Raw genomic sequence first — 23475 nt, 5'->3', positions numbered from 1 at the left:
CAGCACCAGCGGCGCGCGAAGTAAGCTAGAACGCCCAGGAGAATTTGCCCTTGGCAGCGTGATCGGTGACGGTGTTGCCGATCTGGCCCACATAGGAGAGGCCGACCGTGATATGTCGGCCGAACGAAAGGTCGAAGCCCGCTTCGGTGAGCAGCGAATCGCGCGCGATCGGCGCACCGGCGATCGTGAACGATGCCGGCGCGACCTGGAACGCCATCACGGCGGCCGGGGTCACGTTGTTGAAGGCATGCTGCCAGGCGACGGTCGCCCTCGGGATCAGCGTCATGTCGGGCGCCAGCGGCACGAAAGTGGCGGCGCGCGCGCCGAGCGTCGCATAGCCGGTTTCGAAGGTCTGCACCGCAACGTTCAGTGCCGCCGGACCGCCGAGCTCGGCGATCGCATCGGTATGCACGCGCACCCACGCGGCCCCAGCAAAGGGCTCAAACGCCACCTTGCCGAATGCGACGCCGTAGCCGAGCTCGCCGAAGATCTGCCCGGTGCTGCCGTCAGTCCGCGAGGTCAGGCGATCGGCCAAGCCGACGATGTTCACCATCCGATCGGTATCGATCTTGTGGAATGCATAGGCGCCGCCTGCCCGCAGATTGATGTTGCCGAAGCGCCAGCCGCCATAGCCGGCGATGTGGGCGGTATCGACGTTCGAAGAGCCGCGACCGTCGAGCAAGTTCTTGGTGCCGGTATAGCCTGCGGCCAGGCCGAGACGGCCGGCGCCGCCGACGCGCGTATCGAAGCCAGTGATGAAGCCGGCGAGATCACGCCGCACGCCGGTTGCATTGCCGTCGCCGCTGAACGTGCCCCAGGCGCCCAGGCCCTGAGCCCAGAACACGGTGTCGGAGATCGGCCGCGGCGGCGCCATCGGCGCTTTGGTCGCCACAGGCGATTTGCCGTAGGCGAGGGCGGTCTCCATGGCGTAGGCGGCGAACGCGGTCTGGGGGCCGCCAAGCGAGAACGCGCCCATGGAGTCCATGTCACCGCCATACGAGGCCTGCCGCAAGCGGCCGAGGATCGCGCCGCGCATTGCCAGGCTGTCGTTCGCCAGAGTCCCGACCGTGGAGGCGTGCACCTCGCCCGACAATTGATCCAGCGCGGCGTTGAGCTGCGGCGAAGTCAATCCGATCAGCGCCGAGAATGCGCTGCTGCCGCCGAGAAAGGCGGAATCGACCGCGCCTGCGGTCGCGATCTGGTTGCGGGTGCCGTTGACCAAAAACGGCGAGACGAGCGCCTGGTCGAGCACGAGATAGACGTTATTCGCGTCGTACTCGATATGCGGCCGCGTGGCGCCGAAATTGCCCGAAACGGTCAGCGCTCCGAAGGTCCCGCCGAGTGTGCCCGCGGCGTTGAGCACGGTGTAATGCGTGCCCGCCGTATAGGCCCCGCCGGTGCCGATGGCGCGCAGCGTGCCGGCGAGGGTCGCGTTACCGGTCACATTGGTGCGGTCCGCCGTGGCCGGCGAGACCTCGACGACGTAATTGCTGCCACCGGTGAAGGTGAGATTGCCACTCACCGTCATCGTGCCGATCGAGTTGCCTGGCGCGAGCGAGCCGCCGGCGTTGATGATGGTCGACGACACCATGCCGGTGCCGCCGAGCGTGCCGCCGGCATTCACCGTGAAGCCGCCGGTCGAGGTCATGTCGCCGTTCACCGACAAGGTACCGCCATTGATCGTCACGAATGCGGTCGTCGTCGACGTTCCCGTGAGCGCCCAGTTCGAGGAGCCTGTCTTATCGATCAGCCCCCAGCCGGTGTCGATCTGGCTTGCATTGAACGTGTTCGCCCCCGTGCCGGAGAAGCGGATCGTATCGGCGCCGCTGCCGACGACCAGGCCGGTGAGCGTGGCGCCGGGGCCCTGCATCTCCAGCGTGCTTCCGGCGTTGTCGAACCGCACCGCCTCGAAAAACGCCGCGATCGTGCCGGCATTGACGATGGTCGTGGCGCCGAAGGCACGGACACCTCCGTCCCCGCTGATGGTGCCGAAATTGTTGATGATGTTGTTCGTGCCGTTGACCGTGATGCCGATGAACTGGGATGCGGCGACGGTCGCGCCCGCGGCGATGTTGATGGTCGCGCCGCCGCTGCCGGATGCAGTCGCGCCGATGCCCGGGGTGGTGAAACCGCCGGCGCTGCCGAGGACGGTGCCGGCATTCACGTTGACGGTGATGCGGCCATCGACGGCATTGGCGATGATACCGCCGCCGAAGGGTCCTTGGATGTTGCCGGATGTGGTGATGTTGATGTTGCCGCTTCCGGCCGTGGCTGCGTTGATGCCCGTCGATGCGACATCGATAGTGCCGCTGCTGGTGATGGTGATATCGCGGGAATTTGCGGCATTGGAGATCACCGCATTGATGCCGATGTCACCTCCGGTGATCGCACCCGCCTGCTGCACGGTCACGGCTCCGGTGCCGCTCGTGTCGGCCTGGATGCCGTAGGCTGCCGGGTCGGTGAGCGTGATCGCGCTGGTGGATGCCGTGTTGACCGCGACAGTCCCTGATCCCGTCGGGCCGATGCTTGCGATGATGCCCCGGTTGGTCGCGAAGATTGTGCCGCCGGTCTGGTTGACGTTGACGTCCCCATTGCCCGTGGCACCGAAGGCGGACGCCAGGATGCCGGTCTGGAACGACGTGGCGGCGCTGGCGCCGCCGATCGTGGCATTCGAACTGACAGTCAGGGCTCCGGTCCCGAAGATGTCGAGGCCTCTGTTGGCGGTGGCGCCGCTCGCGTTGATGATGGCGCCGTTGCCGGTCCATGCCACGGACACGTCACCGCCGCTGAGCAGCGCGCCGCCGCCGCCCGGCCACAGCGTCGTCAGCGACCCGCCGTTCAGGGCCAGGTTGATCGCGTTCGACGCGGACGCGACAATGGCGGTCGACCCCTGGAAATTCGGTGTCACGGGCGTCCCGCTAGTCCCGATGGTGATGCTGCCGGAGGCGAGGAAGGTGAGACCGGGCGAATTGCCAGCCAGGTTGCTGGCGCTGCCGTTGCCGGAATAGGTGATGCTGCCGGCGCTGGTGCTGACGGCCAGCGCACTCGCCGGCTGATTGGTGGTCAGGGCGCCGTTGTTGACGACGTTGACGTCGCCCCCGCTCGCGGCGATGGCGAGCCCATAGCCACTGACCGTCTGGCCGGCATTGATGGTGGCGCTCACCGAACCCGTGCTGAACGCCTGGGTCCGGTCGGTCGATGAGGCGCTTGCCGCGTTCGTATTGACCGTGTTCGTCGTGACCGTGCTGTTGCAGGTGACCGTGTTGGGACCAGCCGTCACGGCGCAGGCGGCGAGGGCGCTGCCGGGATGCGCGGCGACGACGGCGATGGATGCGGCCGCGAAGACCGCAAGCAGGGCAGACTTGTTACCAGATGAGAGCTTGCCGCCCAAGGCGCACCGGTCGCGCCGCGACACTGACCAAAGATGCATCCGCCAACCCCTGCCGACAGCTCGGCAATCCTAAGATGCCGGCCGACGATTCTTTGCGGCGGATCATGTCAGATCCGGCCGCGCGGGTCAGCAGGTTGAGCCGCAACCTGGGCGAGATAGATGCACAAGTTGCGGTCATCAACCGCGAGGATTGACGGATTTTCGGCGGGTGTGATCCCAGAGCCACGCGGACGGGCGGCCCGTCATTCGGCCCGATGCGGACGGCGCGCGCGCCGCGATGCCGATCCGAGATCGCCTTTGCGCGTTCTGAAGGCGCCGCGTCATCTGTCCTTCGCGCGATGGTCAATGAGTTCTGAACGTCCGGCGAAAGCGTGCCATTCGCATTAAGGATGCCTTGATGAACTTCAGCAGCTCTGGATTTTGCGGCGTATACTCGCGGCCACCTTCGCAAATCCATTTCGGGCAACTGGGGCACCACCGCAATGTCTCGTACTCTCGCCGTTGTCTTCTCCACGGCCGTCGCCGCGATTTCCATGACGGGCGCAGCCTCCGCCGGCTGCTACAATTGCTACACGCCGCCGCCGTGCACGACCTGCTACCAGCAGCAATACGTGCCGCCGCAATACCGCACCGTCGACGAGACCGTGATGGTCTCGCCTGGCTCCGTCGTCGCGCATCGCACGCCGGCGCAGTATCGCACCGTGATGGTGCCGCAGACCGTGATGGTGGCGCCGCCGGGCGTCCAGTACGAGCGCATCCCGCCGCAATACGCCACCCGCCAGCGCGTCGAGATGGTCTCGCCCGGCTATTCCTATTACGCCCCGGTGCAGATGAACTGCGCATCGTGCGGCTACTGACGCCCACGCAAGAGAACCGATTTCGAGCGGCGCTCCCCAGGGGGCGCCGTTTGCTTTTGGCGAAGCGCAAAACGAGGCCCGGGTATGGAGACCAATCCGGCCGGGCCTCGCCACCAGCGACGCCCTGGGAGATGTCGCCGGTGTCCGCGGATTTGCCGAAGGTGCAGCCTAAGCGAACAGGCTGACGCTTGCCTGACAACAGGCCGCACGCGAGGGCAGGCCAACTTCGCGTTGCCTTGGGCGGGCGACTGGGTTAAGCGACAGCCAGTCCAGGCTCAGGAAGGGTGGCCGAGTGGTTTAAGGCACCGGTCTTGAAAACCGGCGTGCCCGCAAGGGTACCGTGGGTTCGAATCCCACCCCTTCCGCCAGTTCCCCTTCAAGTCGTTGATCTTCCAAAAACTCTGCAGTTCCAATGGCTTCCAGTTGATGGGTGCTACGGTGAGCTGCTACAGCGAGCCCATGGAAGACGTGCCTCATCCTCGACTACACAAGCGTAAAAACACCTACTACCTCCGCGCCTCGTACCCCGCCGATCTGCAGCATCTGTTCAAGGGCAAGGAACGGTGGAAGTCCCTTGGGACCTCTGACTACCGCGAAGCAGTCCGGAGGGTCCGTGCGGCCAGTTCAGCTTTCGATGCCGAGATGGACCGCCTCCGGGCAACCGACGTAGGTCCACCAGCGAACCTATCTCAGCAAGAGATCGTTCGGCTGTGCGGCAAGGCTTACGAGTTTGCCATTCGGCAATGGGGAGCCCGGCCCGGCGGTCCCGTCATCTACGAGAAGTTCATCGACAAGATGGTGCGGACGGAGAGCCCGACTGAGCTGGAAGCTGAGATCGGTCCTCACCTTGCCGAGCTGCTCAGTCGCTCCTCGACGGTGGGGAAGATCGACGAGGATACAAGGGCTCGGTTCCTGCCTGCCTTGCGCGACACCATCCGGGACGCGGCCACTACCCTCCTGCGTCGAGCCAACAACGACTATGGCACCGACCATCTCGTGCAGAGGTTTGGAGAGGCGCTCAAGAGGCCCGCTGGAGGTCTGAGCCTGCGGCAGCTCATGGACGACTACTTGGCCGATCCGAGCGTCACGCGCGGCGAGAAGACCTTGCTCAGTTACCGCATCGTGTTCGACGCCATCGAGGAACTCGTGGGTCCGGACAAGCTGGTTCGAGATGTGATCCGAGCGGACTGCAAGCGAGTTCGGTCTCTGCTGCAGACGATCCCTAAGAACGCCCGGAAGGTCTACCCCGGCAAGTCCCTGCAGGAAGCCGCTCGACTGGCCAAGATCGATGGCAAGCCGCTCATGTCTGTCGGAACGATCAACTCGTATCTGATCAACCTGTCGTCGCTCTTCAACTGGGCAGTCAAAGAGGAACATGCAGATCGCAACCCAGCCGCGGATCTGCAGTTGGCCGACCCGGTCAAGGACAAGAATAAGCGAAAGCCAGTGCCATTGGGCGATCTGCCGAAGCTGTTCCAGATGCCTCTCTATACGGGCTGTGTGGACGACGAGAACGGTTACGCGAAGTCTGGCCCAAACCACCCAAGGCGAGGCCGCTTCTGGGTGCCACTATTGGCGCTCTTTCACGGACTGCGGCAAGGCGAAGCATGTCAACTCCACAAGACGGACGTTCGGCAGGTCGGGAACGTCTGGTGTCTCATGCTCTCCGAAGGGGACCCCGCCGAGATGGAAGTCGAAGACAGGAAGCGGATCAAGACCGAAGCCGGTGAGCGGTTCGTGCCACTCCACGCCGAGTTGATCGCGATGGGGTTCCTTGATTTCGTTCGGAGCTGCAATGGCGTTCGTCTATTCCCGGAGCTGGAACGCGACAGCTACGGCTACTTCTCGACAATGTCGAAGTGGTTCGGGCGGTTCTTGGCCAAGGCTGGTGTGAAGCAGCCCCGCGTGACCTTCCATTCGCTCAGACACAACTATCGTGACGCCCTGAGCCGCGCGAGGCTGTCTCGTGACGTGATCCGAGCGTTAGGTGGTTGGGCCAGCGATGGCGTGGACGATGACTATGGCGGTGATCTGGAAGCGTTCGTCTCGGTATTGGCCGAGGCTGTCGCGAAGGTGTCCTACGAGGGCTTGAACCTGCAGCACCTTCACGTTTCGACCCCTCCGGCCAGAGCGGTGGCGTGATGACAGAGCAGTTGCCCGAAGCTCTCAAGAAGCAAGCCGAGCCCATCTATCGGCTGATCAGCTATGCTCGCGAACAGGACCGACTGGGCAAGGTGAAGTCCGCTCGCCACGCCTTGATCGCTGCTCGAAGGCAAATCGCCGAGCAGCTTGGAGAGACCTTCGATCCCGCCGATGTGGAAGTCGAGGTCAAGAACGGTAGGCGTCGCATCAGGAAGGCCGCCGATACCGGCGAGCACCATCTAAAGGCCCTCGTCAGTTCCGCACGGCTCTGGGATTGGACCGACCCCGACCGAGCAATCCGCGACATGAGGGCGGCACACTTCGGCTTCGGTTTCTCACACCTCCCGCTGACCGACATCGAAGCCGATCTGGTCGAGAAGGGGAACGTCCTGTTCATCCTCGCGATCTACCCCACCTTGAAGTTCTCCATCCTTCGCCGTCTGCAGACGCGGGGTGTCGAGAATGTGCAGCCTGCCGCAACATCGGCAGCTCCCACGACCAACGAAACTGACGAATAGACCCCCAAACATGCTTATCCGTGACACCTTCGGCTCTGCCGACGCCCAACCTATGGCTCTTGGAGGGGGTGATAATTCCACTTCTCTTAGTGAGGTTTTCACCCCCTTGGGGCTCACCGAAGACGGCCTTGCCGGTGCCACCCTGAAGGCACTGCAGGGTTCCTTCGCTGGTTTCGGGCACTCACTCACACGGGAGATGTGGAATGGGCTCGCTGCTGTTGCTGGCGTGTTGGAAACGATGGCGAGCGGCAACTGCCCCAAGTCGGTGTATGTTTCCAGCCTAGATCCCGGTGTCGGCAAGACCCAGCTCCTCGTTCACTTCTTGCGAGAGTTGCTGAAGTCTCCCGACCATCGCGGAGCGTCGGCAATCATCTGCGCCAATCGCAAGGACCAAATCCGGGCCATTGCGACGGAAGCTGGTCTTGATCAGTTCGCCGTGCTGACCAGAGACGACGATCTCAACGGAATAGCCACCGCTGATCCGAACGAAGCTCGCATCCTGTTCACGACCCACCAGATGGTCGAGGCGCGCTGTCGAAACTCGAACAGCTTCGAGGCCGTGTCCGCGTTCCACTACGATGGCCGTCCGAGGAAGGTCCGCATCTGGGACGAGGCGATGCTGCCGGGAGAGCCGATAGCCGTCACCCTCGACGATCTCCACACGATCCCGGCCGAGCTGCGCGGGCCTCGTCCCGGGTTCACGGCAGACCTCGACAAGGTGATCAGTCAGATCGTCCAGGCAGAGGAGGGGGATCGCATCGAACTGCCGAGCCTCCCGCGCATTCATGAGGTCACCGAGCGGGAAGTTCTGAGGATGACCACGGGACGGGCTGCGAAGGCCGTCGAGGCGGTCTGGCCGTTGTTCGGGCGCACCGTCACCGTGCGGCGTCGCCACCGGTCTCGATCCTCGACTATCGAGAGAGCCTCCCAGCGGACTTACAGCCGGTCATGGTGCTGGATGCGTCGGCCCGTGTCCGGGCCACCTACGATCTCTGGGAGCGGCACCGAGGCGGCATACAGCGGTTGCCTTCTGCGACGAAGAGCTACGCCGGACTGACCATCGGCATCTGGGATCGCGGCGGCGGTAAGGATGCCTTCTCTTACGACGGACCGACCATCGCGGATGGTGTCGCCAAGACGATCATGACGAGGCCCAATGAGGACTGGCTTGTGGTTCACCACAAGGCCACTGCGAGCTTCGACTTCGAGAAGCTGGTCAAGCAGCGTCTATCCGCCGACGCGGGCAACGTGAAGTTCGTGACATGGGGGCGGCATGACGCCACAAACGACTTCGCGCACGTCCCGAACGTCATTTTGGCGGGTGTGCTGTTCAAGCCCGAGCCAGCCTACGAGGCCACCGGAAGGGCTTCTGCGGCGCTGCCGTCCGCGTCTGGCGCGTTCGAGTGGATTGACGAGGTCCGACGCGGCGAACACGCGCATGGCATTCTACAGGCCCTTTGTAGGGGCTCAGTACGGCATCTCCAGAATGGTTGCTGTCCTGCCAGCCGAGCATTCATCATCGCGCACAGAGGGTCGGGCATTCCTGCGCTGTTGGGGAATGTCTTCCCCGATGCGTCCATCGGCGAATGGCTTCCGATCCCAAAGCCGCTCAAGGGGCACGCAGAAGCCGCCTTCGACTACATCGTTAGCCGGGTCGAGGCCGACGCCTCCGAGGTCATTCCACCAGCCGATGTCTATCGCCACCTCCGCGTCACGAAGGACAACTTCAAGAACGTGCGTGGCCACAAGGGCTTCCGCGCAGCCTTGGCGGCATACGGCATTAGGGAGACAACCGACGTTGACGACCAGCCGCCGGGCTTCTGGCACCCGTACCGCTACTACTTCGGGGACGATGATGACTGACATCGCCCGGTGGAAACGTCGCGCCGCTCGCAAGTCCGAGGTCAAGGGCCGGGCCCAAGAGCCCAGTCACATGTTCAAGATGTGCCGAGTGGTCGGCTGCAAGAAGACGGCGCGGGCGGGGACCGGCGACGGCCTCGATACGCGCTTCTGCAGGTCGCATGCAGACCACTACGCGCGGCACGGCAGTCCCTATCACGCCAGCTTCAAGGCCAGCGAGATCAATCCCTTTCGTCGCGCAGCGGTGGAATGGCTCGTGGTCAACGAGGGCGACCGAGTGGTCGCGAATGCGCTCCTGCGTGTCCGCCGCCTCTACGACCAAGCTGGACCGTACGTCGAGGCGTTTCGGCTCCGTGGCATGTCCCCTAAAGAACGAGCGAAGGCCGCGTGGGCGCGTCTCCGGCAGCACGAAGTAGACCCTCGCATGGTGGTCGCGGCATGGCTCGCCGTCGAAGCGAAGACCGCCGCCGATCCTCAGTCTGAGACCAAGGGTGAGTTCAAGCGAGTGCAAGCCGCGAAGATCGTTCACCGGCTCGCTTCGGGAAGTCACAAAAGCTGGCCGCAGGGCGGCGGCAAGACCACCGAGCTGCATGTCTACCCGGCGTCCCGAGGCAATGTCCTGCGTCGCCTCGGCGAAGACATCGAGCAGGCTGCAGAGTTGGTGACGGAGCGATACGTGAAAGCAGCGACCGAAACTCTCGGCATGACCAACCGACGCGCAGCTCCAAGACATCTTGCAGTTCGTCGGCGCTTCTCGAAACGGCGATCTAACTCATCTGTCTAAACCAATCGCTCATGCCAAGATAAAGCCGAGTTACCTCATCTCCAGCGAGCGGCTTGCAGTGAGCGATGGGACCGCGCAGCGTGTTTAGGTTCGACAAGATGCGACCAACAGCAGTCAGGTCTCTGAACATCTCACCAAAGGTGTCTGCGTTCGCCTTGAAAATCTCACCAAGTTCTCCGAAGGTAGAGTAGTCAATCATCTGGTCCGAGCGCGGCGTAAACCCGGCTCCAACCTCCTTGTCTCTGTTCTTCTTGCAGTTCTCGCGGACGTTTTGCGGGACGCGCTCATCCCACCAATTCGCACCGTGCAACTCTAAGAGCCTTTCTATGATCAGCTCGCGGATCGAGTTCTCAAGGCAGTAGAACACGGCATAGTGCCGCTGCATCATGTCAGCTTCTGATCGGAGCTTTTGAGAGAATTGCGCATAGAACTCTTCTTCGGGGCGCTTCTCCGGTTGGACATGACCCAGGTCAATCCGCTGTTCTTTTTCCAATCGACGGATGTCAGCCTCAATAGCGAGATTGTTCATGCCGAAAAGTCGGACTGCGTCGAGCCGCTTCACATCAATTCCTCAGCAGGTGCTCTTTCAGAGACCGAAAAATCGCATTGAACACGTCGGGATTGGTCGTCTCAGGGAGGTTCAGATTGATGGTGTAGCCCACTCGAAACTCTACACCATCCTGTTGCTGGGACGCGGGCTGGAAGTGTTGTGGAGGCACTGTGTTGGGCGGCGCTGGAGGAGTTGGCGTGGGAGACTGCACCTGCAAGGGGTCGGCCATCTGCGCTCCATTGTTCGCTGCCGGTGATTGCTCGTCACCTAACGTCCCCTCAAAGTCGGCGCCATCCTTCAACGTAAAAAAAGTACCGACCGTTGCTCGCGACACGGGACTGTCCTTTGCCAGCCCGGTCATCTCAGTCACTAACGACGTGAACTTGTCTCGGGGCAAGTTGTAGGCAAACTGGTTTCTGTTGAACACATCCTCGTAGGCTCTTCTGACACCCTCAGCTTGCGCGACGGCCCGTGTGTCATCGTTTCGGAAGCGATCGTAGAGCGGAGTGGGCGTTCCATCGCCATTGAGGAAGGTCATGCGCTTGAGCAACGGAAGCACGGCGCGAGCGTTACCGCCGCGTATGCCGAGCATTGTCTCGAGGTAATCCTGAGTGAAGCGTTCCGGTCGTCGCGCTTCACGGATTTTCGTGAGCACTTTCGGAATGACGCCGGGCGTGACCATGTAAGGCAGCTTTACAGACATCAAATCACCAAATGAAAGCCAGCGATCCGATCTGTATAGCACGACCGAAGCGAACCAATCTGAGGTAGCAACCGATCCGGCCCGTAGTCCACAGGTCAACTAGCGGATAGTTGGTGGAAAAATGTGAGACCGTGCTTCGAGGGGGCCATCAGCGCCAACACCCCCATGCCGGGGGCCTTGGCTCACGTGGAAGCGAACCTCGAACCTCACGTAGCGCCTATCCTTTCGGAGGCTGCAGGCCGGGAGAGTTGATCCACTTGGTCAAATGGGCTGTTGTTTCGGCTTGGCGAGCCTAGCGGATTAGCCGCTCTCGCTCGCTGGGCGTCGCATGGTCGGCTAGTTCGCGAATGCGCTTCGCTTCGGCCGCGAGCCGTTCTTCAAGTGTGCTGGTTTGCTTGAAACGATGCCGTCAACATGGCGCAGCTCCCGTACTTGGTGCTCCTTACTTGTGCAGGCGCGAGTGCGAACCGGTCTCTCGGCCTGCCGGTTACGGAATGCCCAACTGAACATTACGCCGTCCGGTTCTAGTTCTCGACTTCACACGGAACAAAACGTCCGACACGCGAAAAGGCCGCGAGAACGCGTCGGTTAGGGTTGACTTCGCTTAACCGACGTGATTTCTAACCAACAACACTCTAACCGACAAAGGAGTTGATGTTGGCTACCATTTTCTACGCACGGGTCTCGACCGTTGATCAGAACCTCGAACACCAGCAAGCGCAGGCTGAGAGCGCAGGCTTCAAGATCGACCGCGTAGTGGCCGATCACGGGGTATCCGGCGTGAGCACGCGCTTCGCAGATCGTCCGAACGGGAAACGGCTCTTCGACATCCTTCGCGAGGGCGACACGTTGCTTGTGCGCTGGGTAGATCGTCTCGGCAGAAACTACAGCGATGTGCGCGACACCATTCAAGAGTTCATGCGGCGCGGCGTTGTCGTGCGTACCGTGATCAACAACCTGACGTTCGATGGTGCGACTAAAGACCCTATGCAGCAAGCCGTGCGAGACGCGCTCATCGGCTTCTTGGCGGCGGCCGCTCAGTCCACTGCAGAAGCCATCAAAGAAGCGCAGCGCGGCGGCATCGCCCTTGCGAAGGCCAACGAGAGCGAACTGAAGTACAAAGGACGGAAGCCCAGCTACAGCCGCGCTCAGTTTGACAACACCGTTGCCTTGCTGGCTCAATCTGCAAGTATCAGTGCGGTTGCTGCTGCGACTGGACTGAGCCGACAGGCCATCTATCGTATTCGGGACGAACGAGCCGCTGCGGAGGCCTCTCTGATCAATTGGGGCATGTGATGAGTGTCGGCCATCCCCGACCAGCTTGGGCCGCGTGATACGTCAGCGCGACGGGTCTTAGTGGAGGGCGCAGCATTTCGTTCCTTCGTTATGAGCCCTTCGATACGTGATAGCTCTCGGGGTGCACGCGACGGTAGCGGCAGGCGAAAGCAACAGAAGGGAAGTCTAAATGCCAGCCGTGCAGCAAGTACCTACCGTTAGCTCTCTTGTTGAGGCAGCTTTCTCAATTGCCTCGACCAAATACCGGGCTGAGCATACAGCTTGGATCGAGCTTTCCGTACGCCTCGCCGGGCGAGTGTCCATCGCGCCCATGATGGCCAATCTGCAGCGGATAGGCAGCCTCGATCTGACCTTGAGAGCGATGGAGGACGAAGCCTTGGATGCTAGGAACAAGGGTGCACAAACGGCCGGCGGCTTCGCGTTCCACTATCAGATGATGTTCTCAGAGACATGGACCGTCGCGGCGTACGAGATACTGCGAGCGGTGCGCCAACGGGAAACTGAAGCTGCCAATGCAGCGCGTAGCAAAGGGACAACGCCTGCTCCAGATGACGTGTCAAACCTCGCCGATTTCAAACGGGCGTTCACCGATCTTGAGCTACTCCGTGTGCCAATGGCGAAGTACGAGTTGGCGGGGGAACGCAAAATGAAATCCTCGCTTACTATGCAGTCGTTTCCTCTAAACGGGGACGACAGCGATTTCTCTGTCTACGACAAAGACGATCCCGCTCGAACTCACATCATGCCCACCGGCTTGTCAGATCGACTGTCCGTGATGTGGCAAGTGCTTGATCACTCAGGACCGAAAGCACACTGGGTCGAGCGGCGGGATCTCGCTGATCGGCTGTTGGCGCTCAAGGATCAGGTTGAACCGGCTGGACTTCGAGAAGCGCGCCTCGCGGCGAACAATTCCACCCCAGAAGCAGGTCTTTAGCGTCGGAGATGGGCAGCGGCAACGGGAGGCGGGCGGTAATGCGAGGTTGTCAGCAGTTTGTACCCCCAGAAGACTGGTGTTTCGGTCTGATGCCTTCCGCTCGTCGTGCCGTCCTTGAGAGCGTTGTGTTTGATACAATTGCAACGCGGGTTGTCAGCGAGGCGACGTTGGTCTCAGCTCAGGTAGAGCCCGCGCATGACCGCGCAGCTCCTGAGAATACGTTACGAGTGGCCTTCCGCTTCGCAGTCACGTCCGACACGGGCGATCTTTTGCATAATGGGAGAGATGGCCTCAGAGCTCAATACTGGCTTTCTCCGCAAGTCGGCGAGCGTGCTACTCGAAACCTCGTGGATCAGCTTGGCGATCGTTTCTCAAGATCAATCTCAGATGACTTGAGCCTTCGAGGAGGCGCCATGAACTCTCGCAACATCGTGCAGGCAATAGCGCTTCCATCTACGAAGGTGTGGGTTTGCGAGGACCAGCTAAGGTCGGGCGGTCAGTTCCTTGAAGTACCAAGATGGGCGGCCAACGAGAATGAACCGAACAATCCTCGCATGTGGAGGTGGACGCCCTTGGCCACGGAGTACGAAGTGAAAACAGCATGGATGACGCCCGATCAGGCAGCGTGGATACCTGAGTGCAAGTCTGACCGCTCCGATCAAATCCACCGGTGGGGCTCCACCTGATAGAGGCCAGCACTCGTCGTTGCCTCGACGGTGCTACGGAAAGCTGCTACGGTGCGCGTTCGATCCTCGATATTTTTCGCCAATAGATCAAAGCCTTGGGCAGGGCGGTAGGCGGTCCCACCCCTTCCGCCATAAATCGCCCTAAGTTCCCTTCATGGGGTGGCACGCTCCTTGCCAATTGGACTTGCCCAAGCATGGAGGCGTGCACCGATGGCACAGCGAGTTCGTATCTTAAAGCAATCCAAGTCCGGTTTGACACATATTGCCCGCGAGCTGGTGAGATTGTTGGACTCGATCGAAGAGCTCGAGGAGCTGCGAGAAAGGGTCCGGCGCGCCGAAGCCGGACGGGTGTTGCACTAGCCTGCGCTGGAAAGCCCGGGGCATCAACTGAAGCCCACCTTCACCTCTTCGCATCACCGCCCTTCAGCGCGTCCCACGCCGCCTTGTTCGCTTGATCGAATGCCTTGCGGGATTCGGCGAGGGCGGCGCTCATCACCGACCAGGACTCGCTGCCCGCCTGCTTCAGCTTCTGCAGGCGCGCTTCGGCTTCGGAGGCGTCGGACTTCATCTGCTTGAGCGCGGCGTCGATGTCGACGGTGCGGGCAGCAGTGACCTTCCCTGCGGCCTCGCGGAATTTCTCTGCGGCTTCGCCCCAGGCCTTGGCCTGCGCAGCCGCAAGATCTCTGAACGTGGCCTGCTGCTGCTCGAGCTGTTTGCCTGCGCCTTCGAAGTAGGTCTTCATCTGGGCTTCGAAACCAGCCCATTGCCGTTCCAACTCGGCCTTGGCATCCACCCACGCCGCTTCACCCGCCTGCGCCTTGGCCTTGAGCAGCGCCTGAAACTCGTCGCGGCGCTTGGTCAGATCGGACAGGAGCTGATCGGTCTTGACCTTGGACTCGGCCTTGGCCTGGCCTGCCTTGACCTCGAACGAGGCCAACGCGGCATCCATTTCGTCGATCCGCTCCTTGGCCCAGTTGAGATAGAAATGCATGCTGCTCTGCTGTGACATGGCGGTCCCCGTTGATTTGCCGAGGTCAGTTTTCCAGAGCCTCGGCCTGCTTGTATTGACCTGTCTCAATGACGCTATGGAAGGAAGCGCTGCGTGCTCGGGCCACGAACGGTCGAAACTGCGCAGGAACGCTACTGACTCCGAGAGATTAGCCCAACAGGACGCTTCAAAGCGGGCAACGCATGTTCTTCTTTTTCTCGAACCGGTTGGGATGTCTCGGCTCACTGCTGATCTCCGGCCTGGTCACGGTGGCGCTGCTCTTCCTGCTCGGAGTAGTTCGGTTCTGATCTTCACCGCGTGGGATCCAACCATCCTCTCCGCCTTCGATCGTGCTCCCTCAGGAACCTGGCCCCGGCTCGCCTGTTGTCCGCACGCGAGACCACACGGAGAGCAGCCTTGGAAAGCACCATCATTGGAGAATTCGACACGCGCCGCGGCGCCGAGCTTGCGGTTGAGCATGTCGTGCAGGAGTGCGGCGTGCCGCGAGGCGACGTCTTCGTCCAGCCCGTCGGCGATGCGAATACGGTGGGAACAGGCCCGGCAGGTCCCGACGTCAAGACTGCGCCCGCGCCGGAGGGGCGGCAGAAGCTGGAAGGCCTGATCGAGGTTTCCGTCGATTTTCACGGCGACGCCCCTGAGAAAATTGTGGAAGTGTTGAGGAGCGCCGGTGCGAAGTTTGTCCGCACCAAATGACGAATTGTGCGATGGGCCCAGTGACCGCCGGACGTCCGGCATTTGCATCGAACCGCAGCCGTTGACGGCGTGGAACCCCTTGAGCCTCCAGCGCGTTTAGACGCAAACGCGAATTGCGAGGTCCACCTGCTTCAGAGAGCATCGACACTGACTCCCGGCGACACCGTCTGGCGACGGTGCAGGGCGCGGCGCGTGGCGGTTCTGAACGATGCCGCCGCCTATTTCGCAGCCCTGCGGGAGGCCCTGCTGGAGGCGCAGGATCTCGTCTACATCATCGGATGGGATATCCATAGCAGGACGCGCCTGGTCGGAGCCGCGGGACGTGCGGATGATGGCCTGCCTGAGGAGCTTGGTCCCTTCCTGCGCGCCCTGGTGCAGCGCCGGCCCGCCTTGCGCATCAATATTCTCGTCTGGGACTTCGTCTCGTTTTACGCCTCCGAGAGGGAGTGGAATTCCGCGGCGAAATTCATCGCCGACACCGACGGCCGAGTCCGGTTTCATCTGGACGCCACGCTTCCGTTTGGTTCGGCGCAACACCAGAAGATCGTCTGTGTCGACGGATCACTGGCGTTCGTCGGCGGCCTCGATCTGACGATCAGGCGCTGGGACACGAGTGACCACCGCGCCGACAACGCCATGCGCTGCGACCCTCAGCGCAAGCCGTATCCGCCGTTTCACGATGTTCAGTGCCTCGTCGACGGCGAGGCCGCGGAGCAGCTGTTCGCCCTCGCGGAGCAACGCTGGCGTGCGGCAGGCCAACAGGTCGATGAACGGCGCGCGCTGAGGAATGGCCGCTGGCCGGCGAGCGTGCCTGTCGAGGCCGAGCATTTGCCGGTCGGGATCGCCAGGACCGAGGTGGTCTGTCCGGCAGGCTCGACCATCAGGGAGGTCGAACGCTCCTTCATTGCGGCGATCCGGTCGGCAACGAGCTTCGTGTACATCGAAAATCAGTTCACCAGCGCGACCAGGATGGCGAGCGAACTGGCGGAGCAGATGCGTCGCGTGCCGTCGCTTCGGGTTCTGGTCGTCGCGCCGAAACTGCATTCCTCGTGGCTGGAATCCCAGGCCATGCAGAACGGCCGTGGCGCCTTCATCGACTGTTTCAGCGCGGCTGGCGTGGCCGATCGCATCCGCTTCGTCTATCCGGTCTCCCGCAGCGGCAATAAGGAAGCCGCCGTGATGGTGCACAGCAAGCTCATGGTCGTCGATGACAGGATCCTGCGGATCGGCTCGGCCAATTTGAACAATCGTTCCATGGGCGCCGACAGCGAATGCGACCTGATTTTTGAAGCTGAATCCGAGGAGCATCGGGATTTCATCGCGTCCGTCCGCCGTCGTCTCATCGCTCATTTCTGTGGTCTCGACGAGCAGGCCGTCACGCAGAACGAGCATCGGCTGTTCGCTCTGCTGGACCAGGTGTCGAAAACGGGTGGGGCGAAGACGCTGCGAAAAGTGGAGTCCTCGGTCCTGACCAGCACGCTGGCTACCCTGGTTCAGCCGGTGGCGGACCCTGAGCTGCCGCTTCATCTGGAACGCGCGGCATCTCGCATGTGGAGCACGAAGACGATCATCGGGATCGCCTCGATCGCGCTGGCGCTTCTTGGACTGGCGCTGGCCTGGTCGTACACGTCCTTGAGCGATTACGCCGATGCGGGCCATCTCTCGTCGTTCCTGTCTGCCTATGCGCAGTCCGGCTGGGGACCGCCATTCGCGATCGCGGCCTTCGTCCTCGGCGGGCTGGTGATCTTTCCGGTTCTCGTGCTCATCGCTGCGACTGCTGCCGCACTTGGGCCATGGCTGGGTTTCGTCACCGCCATGGCGGGCGTCTTGCTCAGCGCGCTCATGCTTTTTGCGGTCGGACGGTTCCTGGGCCGAGAACGTCTTCAGCGCTTGCTGGGACGCCGTGCCGCGCGCATCCAGGAACGGGTTGTCGGCAAGGGAATTTTGGCCGTCGTCGTCATCCGCATGATTCCGATCGCACCGTTCTCGCTGGTGAACGTCGCGGCTGGCGCGAGCACGCTGCCGCTCCGTGACTTCATGGTTGGAACGCTGCTGGGCATGATGCCCGGTATTCTCGCCATGGCCGTTCTGGGAGCGCAGATCGCAGATCTGGCCAGGAACGCGTCCTGGAGCAACATCGCGCTGCTGGCACTGGCGTTCCTGAGCTGGCTCGGGATCTGCGCGGGCGCACAGTTCGTCGCGACCTGGCTTGCCGGGAGACGTTGATGCCGGTGCGTTTCATGACGTGGAATGTGCACGGCACCTTCAATCTCAATCCGACGTTCGATCTGGAGGGGGTTTGCTCGATCATTCGCAAATGGTCGCCGGACGTCGTCGCGCTTCAGGAGGTGGATTCCCGATCGCGGTCGGACGATCCGTTTGCGAAGCTGGCGCGGGTCGTCGGCGATCATCGCGTTCATGCCAAGTCGATCGTCACGGAGGACGGTGACTACGGGCAGATGCTCATGAGCCGCTTTCCGTTCTCCGGCGTGCCCGAGATCGTCGACGTGTCCTATCGGGAACGAGAGCCGCGCAGGGCGATTGCCACGGGATTGCAGACGCCTTTCGGCGAATTCCGCGTGGTTGCCACGCATCTCGGCCTGAGCATCCACGAGCGTTACGAGCAGGCTCAGGCCCTGGTGAGCCTGGTGAAGCCCGAAAGAACCGTCGTGCTCGGCGATTTCAACGACTGGTTCTGGGTGAAATCGGTGCGGCGCGTGCTCGCGCAGGTCTGCCCGAACCGGACGCGGCTGCGCACCTTTCCGGCGCATCTGCCCTTGCTTCGGCTCGACCGCATCTATGCAACGCGGGACAGCCGGTTCGGGAAAGTCTGGACCGACGAGGAAGCGCGCGCCTATTCGGACCATTTGCCTGTGATTGCGGACATCGCGATCTGATGGTTCCGGCGAGCTGAACGTCGTTCGCGGCTCGCAGATGCCGCTGTTTGCCCGTCGGCAAGTGGACTCTTGCGTCGCTGAGAAAAAAGCGTTGCAGAAGAGGAGCTTAGCTACTGTGCATGGGGTTGTTTTCGCGGAACGTCATGACCGGCCGACCGTCTCGGCCGGAACTTTTTCCTGGCAGCCACGTTCACTTGGCATGACTGAAGACCTTTCCTTCCGACGCAAACCCCTGACCCCCGAACAACGCCACGCCCGCGATGCGGCGCGCCGGATCGAGGCCGAAAAGGCCATGCGCGACCACGAAGCGGCGCAGAAGGCGTTCTACGCCAACAAGGAACGGCTGAAGGCCGAGCGGCTGGCGCGTGAAGCGGCGGCGGCGAAAGGCTGAGCGAACGCGCTTCGCCGCCCAAGCTCCCAAATCGCTTCTCCCGCGGCGGCCGATTTAGTGCCGCTTGGCCTTTGCGCTCAAGGCCAGCTTGAACGCCTGGACGGCGTCCGCAAAGACCCCGCGAGGCAATTGGGCCTCGATCGCTTCGGCCGCGATCCGACAATCGTCGGCGACCTTCAGCAGTCCGCTTCGCGTCAGGTCCATGGGGGAGAGGGCGGCCTGCTCCAGGCAGACCCGTTCAAGCCGTCGAAACTCCCGCAGCTCTCTGTTCATGCGTCAGCTCTCGATGTCTCTGTCGTCATCCGACGCTGAGTCTGCTTAACGAATGGTAAACATTCTCAACTTGGCCGAGCTGGCTGGCGCGGGGCTCGCGCCGCCTGTGCACCGGCCTGGCGGGCGCTTCGGCAGGCTTGACGCCGTTCGGCTTCCGGGAGGAAGCTTCAAATGATCCTAAACTGACCTGAACCACGGAGACGTTCGCTCCCAGCAAGTCCGATCCTCATCAGCGAATCAGAATGGAGCTGACCATGACCACGTTCGACAAGCGCGAGCAGGGCTTTGAAGCCAAATTCGCCCACGACGAGGAATTCATGTTCAAGGCCACGGCGCGGTCCAACAAGCTGCTCGGGCTGTGGGCCGCAGGCCAGCTCGGGCTCAGTGGCGATGCCGCGGCAAGCTACGCAGCGGCGCTGGTGACGGACCATCTGGAGAGCCGGACGATGGACGATGTGGTCAGCAAGGTGTCGGGCGATCTCGCCGGCAAGGGGATCGCGCGCGAGCAGGTCGCCGCGAGGCTTCAGGAATGTCTGCATCAGGCATTGGCGCAGCTGGAAGCGGACCGGCCCTGAACCTGCAGCAGCGCTTCATTCGGCGCGCTTGCGCATTCCGGACTCGCTGAGCTTGTCAACATAGGCGATGCCGAGCGCCGAGACGATGAACGTGATGTGGATCAGCACCTGCCACATCACGCCGGTCTCGGTGAAGCCGGCGCGGTTGGAGCCGAGATTGCCGGCCTCGATGAAGGTGCGCAGCAGCGCGATGGAGGAGATGCCGATGATGGCCATGGCGAGCTTGATCTTCAGGACGCTCGCATTGACGTGGCCGAGCCATTCCGGCTCGTCGGGATGGCCCTGGAGGTCGAGCCGCGAGACGAACGTCTCGTAACCGCCGACGATCACCATCACGAGCAGATTGGAGATCATCACGACGTCGATCAGCGCCAGTACGCTCATCATGATCTGCTGCTCGGTGAGGTCGAGGGCGTGCCAGGAGAGATGCCAGAGCTCCTTGACGAACAGCGCGATGTAGACGCACTGCGCCACGATCAGTCCGAGATAGAGCGGCAGCTGCAGCCAGCGCGAGCCGAAGATGATCATCGGCAACAGGCCGAGCTGCGGCGAGGGCGGGCGGGGACCAGTTGTTGTCTCAGGCTCAACCGACATTCGGGCAGCACCCTCGCATCGAGACGATCTCGCCGTCATGTACCCCGACAAGATGGCTGGCGGAAGACGTGACGCGCGCTTGCCTGCCGCAGGTTGGGCCGTTTCGTGCTAGCGTACCAACCGGCCGTCGGGGACGGCGGCGAGCGGGAGGTGGGGCGTGTCTCGGAGCGGCTTTGGCAAATGGTCCGGCGCAATCGCATGCGCTGGCGCCATGCTGGTCGGTGCAGGCGGCGCCGAGGTCTCGGCGACGCCGCTGACGCCGTTTCGTTATGAGGCGCAGGCCCAGCGTCATTGCCCGCGCGACAAGGTGGTCTGGCTCGACTTCAGGAAGGGCGTCTACTACCGCAAGGGGCAGAAGCGTTACGGCCAGGGCTTCGATGGCAGCTTCGTCTGCCAGAACGAGGCCCGCGGCAGCTTCTACCGCCGCTCGCTGTTGGGTTTGCGCTGAGCGGCGCGTGTGGCCGGCTGGCGGATGCGTCGGCTATTTCGGCGGTGTCGGCCTGACCGGCACGTGCGGGGAGGTGCTGATGACCCGGGGACTTCCATCCGGATAGGTGCGGTCGCCGCGGATCAGGGATTCCAGGACCAGGAAGAATTTCTCGGCAAGCATTTGCGTCACCCTCGTTGGTGATGGCCTCTTGCAATAGGTCGAGGCGCCGCACGCAATAATTCAATCAACTGAATGGGAGCGGAGCACGGGCCTGTTTGCTGCGCCGCAATGGAGCCGCGTCAGAAACGAGCGGATTGGAAAGGAGGACGTGCGCCTCAGGCAAACGCCAGCGCGACGAGACTCGAGCAGAGCAGCACCAAGCCGCCGGCAGTCAAGGCCAGGAAGCCATCGGATACGAGGTCATGGTTACGCATGGGACACCTGCCGCTCTCGTGTTCGATGCGCGATCGGCTCGACTAAGACCGTCCGAACGCGCTGCTTTGAAAGAGGTGATGCTTGCCGCCCGCGCGAGTGCCTTCAGGCCCTCGTGCGGTAACCTTCGAACGCATGGGCCAGGAATATCCCCGCGCTTACCAGACCCATCAGTGCCGAAACCGTCTCGATCATCGTTAAATTCCAAATCCCGCCCTTGCGTCCGAGAGAACGCGTGCGGCCTTGCACAGTCAAAAGAATTTCGGTGAGCGGCGCGACAATGGGGGTGGAGTGAGGATTTGGCGCAACAGAATGTCCAGCACTGGCACAGCCCGGGCGCCATCGTCCCGTAGAACAACGGAAAAATGCGAACGTCCCGTTTACCATCCCGGCGTGATCGCCGTGGGCTCCCCATTTCCGCCGCGTTCGGGTTGCGTTATCCTTACCACGTCCGATGCGGTGGTGGGCCGCCTCGGAAGTTGAAGGACCGGACAGCGCTCCCCGTCACCAAAGCGGGTTGGGTACGCCTCCGGCGAAGTGGTATTTGGGGCGCATGGGGATCCGTCGGTCAGATTCGGTTTTGCGGGCCGCGCGCGGTGTTGCGGCGGTCGCGACCTGCCTTGCGCTCGCCAATTGCGCTTCCTCGAACAAGTTCGCCAGCCGCGTCGATCCGAAATACGGCGTATCCTCGAGCCCGCGCGTCGTGGCCTGGGGCGATCCGGTCCCGAAGGGCGGCGGCACCTACCGCGTCGGCAAGCCCTATGTTGTGGCGGGCAAGACCTACGTGCCGGAGGAGGACGTCAACTACCGCGCCGAGGGCATGGCGTCCTGGTACGGCGATGATTTCCACGGCCGCCTGACGGCCAATGGCGAGGTGTTCGACATGACCTCGCTGACCGCGGCGCATCCGACCCTGCCGATGCCGTCCTACGCCCGGGTCACCAACGTCTCCAACGGCAAGTCGCTGATCGTGCGCGTCAATGACCGTGGGCCCTATCACGGCAACCGCCTCATCGATGTCTCGAACAAGGCGGCCGAACTCCTTGAATTCAAAGGCAATGGCGTCGCCAAGGTCCGGGTCGAATATGTCGGCCGGGCGCCGCTCGAAGGCTCCGACGACCGTCAGCTTCTCGCGACGCTGCGCACCGGCGTTCCAGCGCCATCGCCCTCGATGGTCCGCGTCGCCTCGGCCAAGCCGTTCGTGCCGGAGCTGCCGTCCTCGACCCGCGGCGCCCTTCGCGGCGAGGTCCCGATGCCGGAGGGACGACCGTACAATCTCGGCAGCAGCTCGGCCGACATGGCCTCGCTCAATGCCACCTCGGAAATGTCGGCCTCGAGCCGCAGCCGGGGCCGGACGCTCCAGAACGCCCGCGCGGTGTCCTATGACCAGGACGGCCGCTACGCGAGCGAGAGCGCGACGGACGGCGCCGCCGAGGCCCGCAGCATCCTGAGCGGCCGCGGCCTCTACTGAGCCGTGCTCTCCTTCAAGAACGTGACGAGGGCCGCGTTCACCTCGTCGTGCCGCTCCTGTTGCACCCAATGGCCAGCGCCATCGAGGATCAGCTTGCGCGTCAGATTGGGCAGCACGCGCTCGAGCTCGTTGACGCGCTTGGCCCCGATCAGGCCGGTGATCACCGCGTCTTTCGAGCCTGCGATGAAGAGGGAAGGCTGGCGGATCTGCGCGTCCTGCCAGGGCGCGGTCAGCTCCCAATTGCGGTCGATATTCCGGTACCAGTTCAGCCCGCCGCGGAAGCCGGACTTGCGGAAGCTTTCGGTGAAATAGGCGAGGTCGGCCTCGCTGAGCCAGCCAGGCAGCGGCTCCTCGGCGGTCGCATGGCCGAGAAAGCCCTTGCCCTCCTGCACGAACATGGCCGCGGTGGGATCGGCGAGGCCCCGTCCGCCGAGGACGATGCGCATGGTGCGTGCGACGTCCCGCTCGAGTTCGGCCTCGGCGACGCCGGGCGTCTGGAAATACTGCCAGTAGAAATTGGTGACGCCGCCCTGGCGCAACAGGTCGAGCGGCTTGCCGCGGCCGCGGAACGGCGGCGGCACGCTCAGCCCCGCGACGGCCGTGAAGATATCGGGCCGGAACAGCGCTGCGTGCCAGGCGACCGGTGCGCCCCAATCGTGGCCGACCACCATCGCCTTGCTCTCGCCGAGCGCCTGGACGAGGCCGACCACGTCCCCGACCGTATCGAAGATCGAGTAGGCGTTCACATCGAGCGGCGCCGCGCTCTGGCCGTACCCGCGCATATCAGGGGCGACGACGTGAAACCCGGCTGCGGCAAGTGCGGGGATCTGGTGGCGCCAGGAGTACGACAGTTCCGGCCAGCCATGGCACAGCACCACCAGCGGTCCCTGGCCGGCTTCGCGGACGAACAGCTCGACCCCGTTGGTCTTGATCATGCGGGTTGAGGACATTCGCTTTTCCGCCTTGTTTCAGGGGTTTGGTCGAAAAAC

General features: G+C 62.8%; 23 protein-coding genes and 1 tRNA gene. 16 read left to right on the top strand and 8 right to left on the bottom strand.

Going from position 1 to position 23475, the window contains the following annotated elements; all coding sequences use genetic code 11:
- Positions 1–25: 25 nt before the first annotated feature.
- Positions 26–3430, bottom strand: a complete 3405-nt coding sequence (locus N2602_RS19960) for an autotransporter domain-containing protein (RefSeq protein ID WP_260379176.1) — start codon at positions 3428–3430, stop codon at positions 26–28.
- Positions 3431–3924: 494 nt separating this feature from the next.
- Between N2602_RS19960 and N2602_RS19955 the strand changes: the two genes are divergently transcribed.
- The 7 genes from N2602_RS19955 to N2602_RS19925 all read left to right on the top strand — a co-directional run bounded on the left by N2602_RS19955 (position 3925) and on the right by N2602_RS19925 (position 9552).
- On the top strand, positions 3925–4248 hold the full coding sequence (locus N2602_RS19955; protein WP_172788970.1) for a hypothetical protein: 324 nt from the start codon (positions 3925–3927) through the stop codon (positions 4246–4248).
- 278 nt (positions 4249–4526) lie between these two features.
- Positions 4527–4616 (top strand) — tRNA-Ser (locus N2602_RS19950).
- A 91-nt stretch (positions 4617–4707) separates the two neighbouring features.
- Positions 4708–6390 carry a site-specific integrase gene (locus tag N2602_RS19945; RefSeq protein WP_260379175.1) on the top strand — a complete coding sequence of 561 codons (1683 nt, stop codon included), beginning with the start codon at positions 4708–4710 and terminating at the stop codon, positions 6388–6390.
- Positions 6390–6908: a hypothetical protein gene (locus tag N2602_RS19940; protein ID WP_260379174.1), complete on the top strand. Its 519-nt coding sequence runs from the start codon at positions 6390–6392 to the stop codon at positions 6906–6908. Before N2602_RS19945 ends, N2602_RS19940 begins: the two co-directional genes overlap by 1 nt.
- Positions 6909–7014: 106 nt before the next feature.
- A complete protein-coding gene (locus N2602_RS19935) occupies positions 7015–7965 on the top strand; it encodes a hypothetical protein (protein ID WP_260379173.1) in 951 nt (316 codons plus the stop codon).
- Positions 7932–8771 (top strand): hypothetical protein, encoded by an 840-nt coding sequence (locus N2602_RS19930; protein WP_260379172.1) that lies wholly within the window; start codon positions 7932–7934, stop codon positions 8769–8771. The genes N2602_RS19935 and N2602_RS19930 overlap by 34 nt, the downstream gene beginning before the upstream one ends.
- The gene (locus tag N2602_RS19925; protein ID WP_260379171.1) at positions 8764–9552 is read left to right on the top strand and encodes a hypothetical protein; all 789 of its coding nucleotides are present in this window, start codon (positions 8764–8766) and stop codon (positions 9550–9552) included. Before N2602_RS19930 ends, N2602_RS19925 begins: the two co-directional genes overlap by 8 nt.
- Here N2602_RS19925 and N2602_RS19920 read toward each other — a convergent pair.
- Positions 9536–10114 carry a Swt1 family HEPN domain-containing protein gene (locus N2602_RS19920; protein ID WP_260379170.1) on the bottom strand — a complete coding sequence of 193 codons (579 nt, stop codon included), beginning with the start codon at positions 10112–10114 and terminating at the stop codon, positions 9536–9538. The two genes, N2602_RS19925 and N2602_RS19920, sit on opposite strands and share 17 nt — an antisense overlap.
- A 1-nt stretch (position 10115) precedes the next feature.
- Positions 10116–10805: a DUF5343 domain-containing protein gene (locus N2602_RS19915; protein ID WP_260379169.1), complete on the bottom strand. Its 690-nt coding sequence runs from the start codon at positions 10803–10805 to the stop codon at positions 10116–10118.
- Between the two features lie 657 nt (positions 10806–11462).
- On the opposite strand from N2602_RS19915, the gene N2602_RS19905 reads away from it, so the two are divergent.
- Together N2602_RS19905 and N2602_RS19900 are read left to right on the top strand one after the other, a co-directional pair.
- Positions 11463–12101 carry a recombinase family protein gene (locus N2602_RS19905; RefSeq protein WP_260379168.1) on the top strand — a complete coding sequence of 213 codons (639 nt, stop codon included), beginning with the start codon at positions 11463–11465 and terminating at the stop codon, positions 12099–12101.
- A gap of 169 nt (positions 12102–12270) precedes the next feature.
- Positions 12271–13035 (top strand): hypothetical protein, encoded by a 765-nt coding sequence (locus N2602_RS19900; RefSeq protein ID WP_260379167.1) that lies wholly within the window; start codon positions 12271–12273, stop codon positions 13033–13035.
- Positions 13036–14121: 1086 nt separating this feature from the next.
- Here the strand turns inward: N2602_RS19900 and N2602_RS19895 are convergent.
- Positions 14122–14955: a hypothetical protein gene (locus N2602_RS19895; RefSeq protein WP_311738361.1), complete on the bottom strand. Its 834-nt coding sequence runs from the start codon at positions 14953–14955 to the stop codon at positions 14122–14124.
- Positions 14956–15126: 171 nt separating this feature from the next.
- Between N2602_RS19895 and N2602_RS19890 the strand changes: the two genes are divergently transcribed.
- The 4 genes from N2602_RS19890 (at position 15127) to N2602_RS19875 (ending at position 18711) form a co-directional block, all read left to right on the top strand.
- Entirely contained in the window at positions 15127–15423 is a 297-nt protein-coding gene (locus N2602_RS19890; RefSeq protein WP_260379166.1) for a hypothetical protein, read from the top strand.
- Positions 15424–15492: 69 nt separating this feature from the next.
- A complete protein-coding gene (locus N2602_RS19885; protein ID WP_260379165.1) occupies positions 15493–17649 on the top strand; it encodes a VTT domain-containing protein in 2157 nt (718 codons plus the stop codon).
- Positions 17649–18320 carry an endonuclease/exonuclease/phosphatase family protein gene (locus N2602_RS19880; RefSeq protein WP_260379164.1) on the top strand — a complete coding sequence of 224 codons (672 nt, stop codon included), beginning with the start codon at positions 17649–17651 and terminating at the stop codon, positions 18318–18320. Before N2602_RS19885 ends, N2602_RS19880 begins: the two co-directional genes overlap by 1 nt.
- A gap of 199 nt (positions 18321–18519) precedes the next feature.
- Positions 18520–18711 carry a hypothetical protein gene (locus tag N2602_RS19875; protein ID WP_035999201.1) on the top strand — a complete coding sequence of 64 codons (192 nt, stop codon included), beginning with the start codon at positions 18520–18522 and terminating at the stop codon, positions 18709–18711.
- A gap of 54 nt (positions 18712–18765) precedes the next feature.
- Here the strand turns inward: N2602_RS19875 and N2602_RS19870 are convergent, their stop codons facing one another.
- Positions 18766–18984: a hypothetical protein gene (locus N2602_RS19870; RefSeq protein WP_212257083.1), complete on the bottom strand. Its 219-nt coding sequence runs from the start codon at positions 18982–18984 to the stop codon at positions 18766–18768.
- 254 nt (positions 18985–19238) lie between these two features.
- Between N2602_RS19870 and N2602_RS19865 the strand changes: the two genes are divergently transcribed.
- Positions 19239–19559: a DUF1476 domain-containing protein gene (locus N2602_RS19865; RefSeq protein WP_172788932.1), complete on the top strand. Its 321-nt coding sequence runs from the start codon at positions 19239–19241 to the stop codon at positions 19557–19559.
- 15 nt (positions 19560–19574) lie between these two features.
- Here the strand turns inward: N2602_RS19865 and N2602_RS19860 are convergent, their stop codons facing one another.
- Entirely contained in the window at positions 19575–20153 is a 579-nt protein-coding gene (locus N2602_RS19860) for a TIGR00645 family protein (RefSeq protein WP_172788933.1), read from the bottom strand.
- Positions 20154–20364: 211 nt separating this feature from the next.
- Here N2602_RS19860 and N2602_RS19855 point away from each other — a divergent pair, with 211 nt between their 5' ends.
- Positions 20365–20601, top strand: a complete 237-nt coding sequence (locus tag N2602_RS19855; protein WP_210268518.1) for a hypothetical protein — start codon at positions 20365–20367, stop codon at positions 20599–20601.
- 33 nt (positions 20602–20634) lie between these two features.
- Here the strand turns inward: N2602_RS19855 and N2602_RS19850 are convergent, their stop codons facing one another.
- Positions 20635–20763: a hypothetical protein gene (locus N2602_RS19850; protein WP_256375401.1), complete on the bottom strand. Its 129-nt coding sequence runs from the start codon at positions 20761–20763 to the stop codon at positions 20635–20637.
- A gap of 805 nt (positions 20764–21568) precedes the next feature.
- Between N2602_RS19850 and N2602_RS19845 the strand changes: the two genes are divergently transcribed.
- The gene (locus N2602_RS19845) at positions 21569–22486 is read left to right on the top strand and encodes a septal ring lytic transglycosylase RlpA family protein (protein WP_172788935.1); all 918 of its coding nucleotides are present in this window, start codon (positions 21569–21571) and stop codon (positions 22484–22486) included.
- Here N2602_RS19845 and N2602_RS19840 read toward each other — a convergent pair.
- Positions 22480–23436 (bottom strand): alpha/beta fold hydrolase, encoded by a 957-nt coding sequence (locus N2602_RS19840; RefSeq protein ID WP_172788936.1) that lies wholly within the window; start codon positions 23434–23436, stop codon positions 22480–22482. The genes N2602_RS19845 and N2602_RS19840 overlap by 7 nt on opposite strands.
- Positions 23437–23475: the final 39 nt, after the last annotated feature.

The sequence above is a fragment of the Bradyrhizobium sp. NC92 genome (genome assembly GCF_025200865.1).
GTDB lineage: Bacteria > Pseudomonadota > Alphaproteobacteria > Rhizobiales > Xanthobacteraceae > Bradyrhizobium.
Note: the sequence above shows the minus strand (reverse complement) of the source record. Positions and strands in the feature narration are given on the sequence as shown.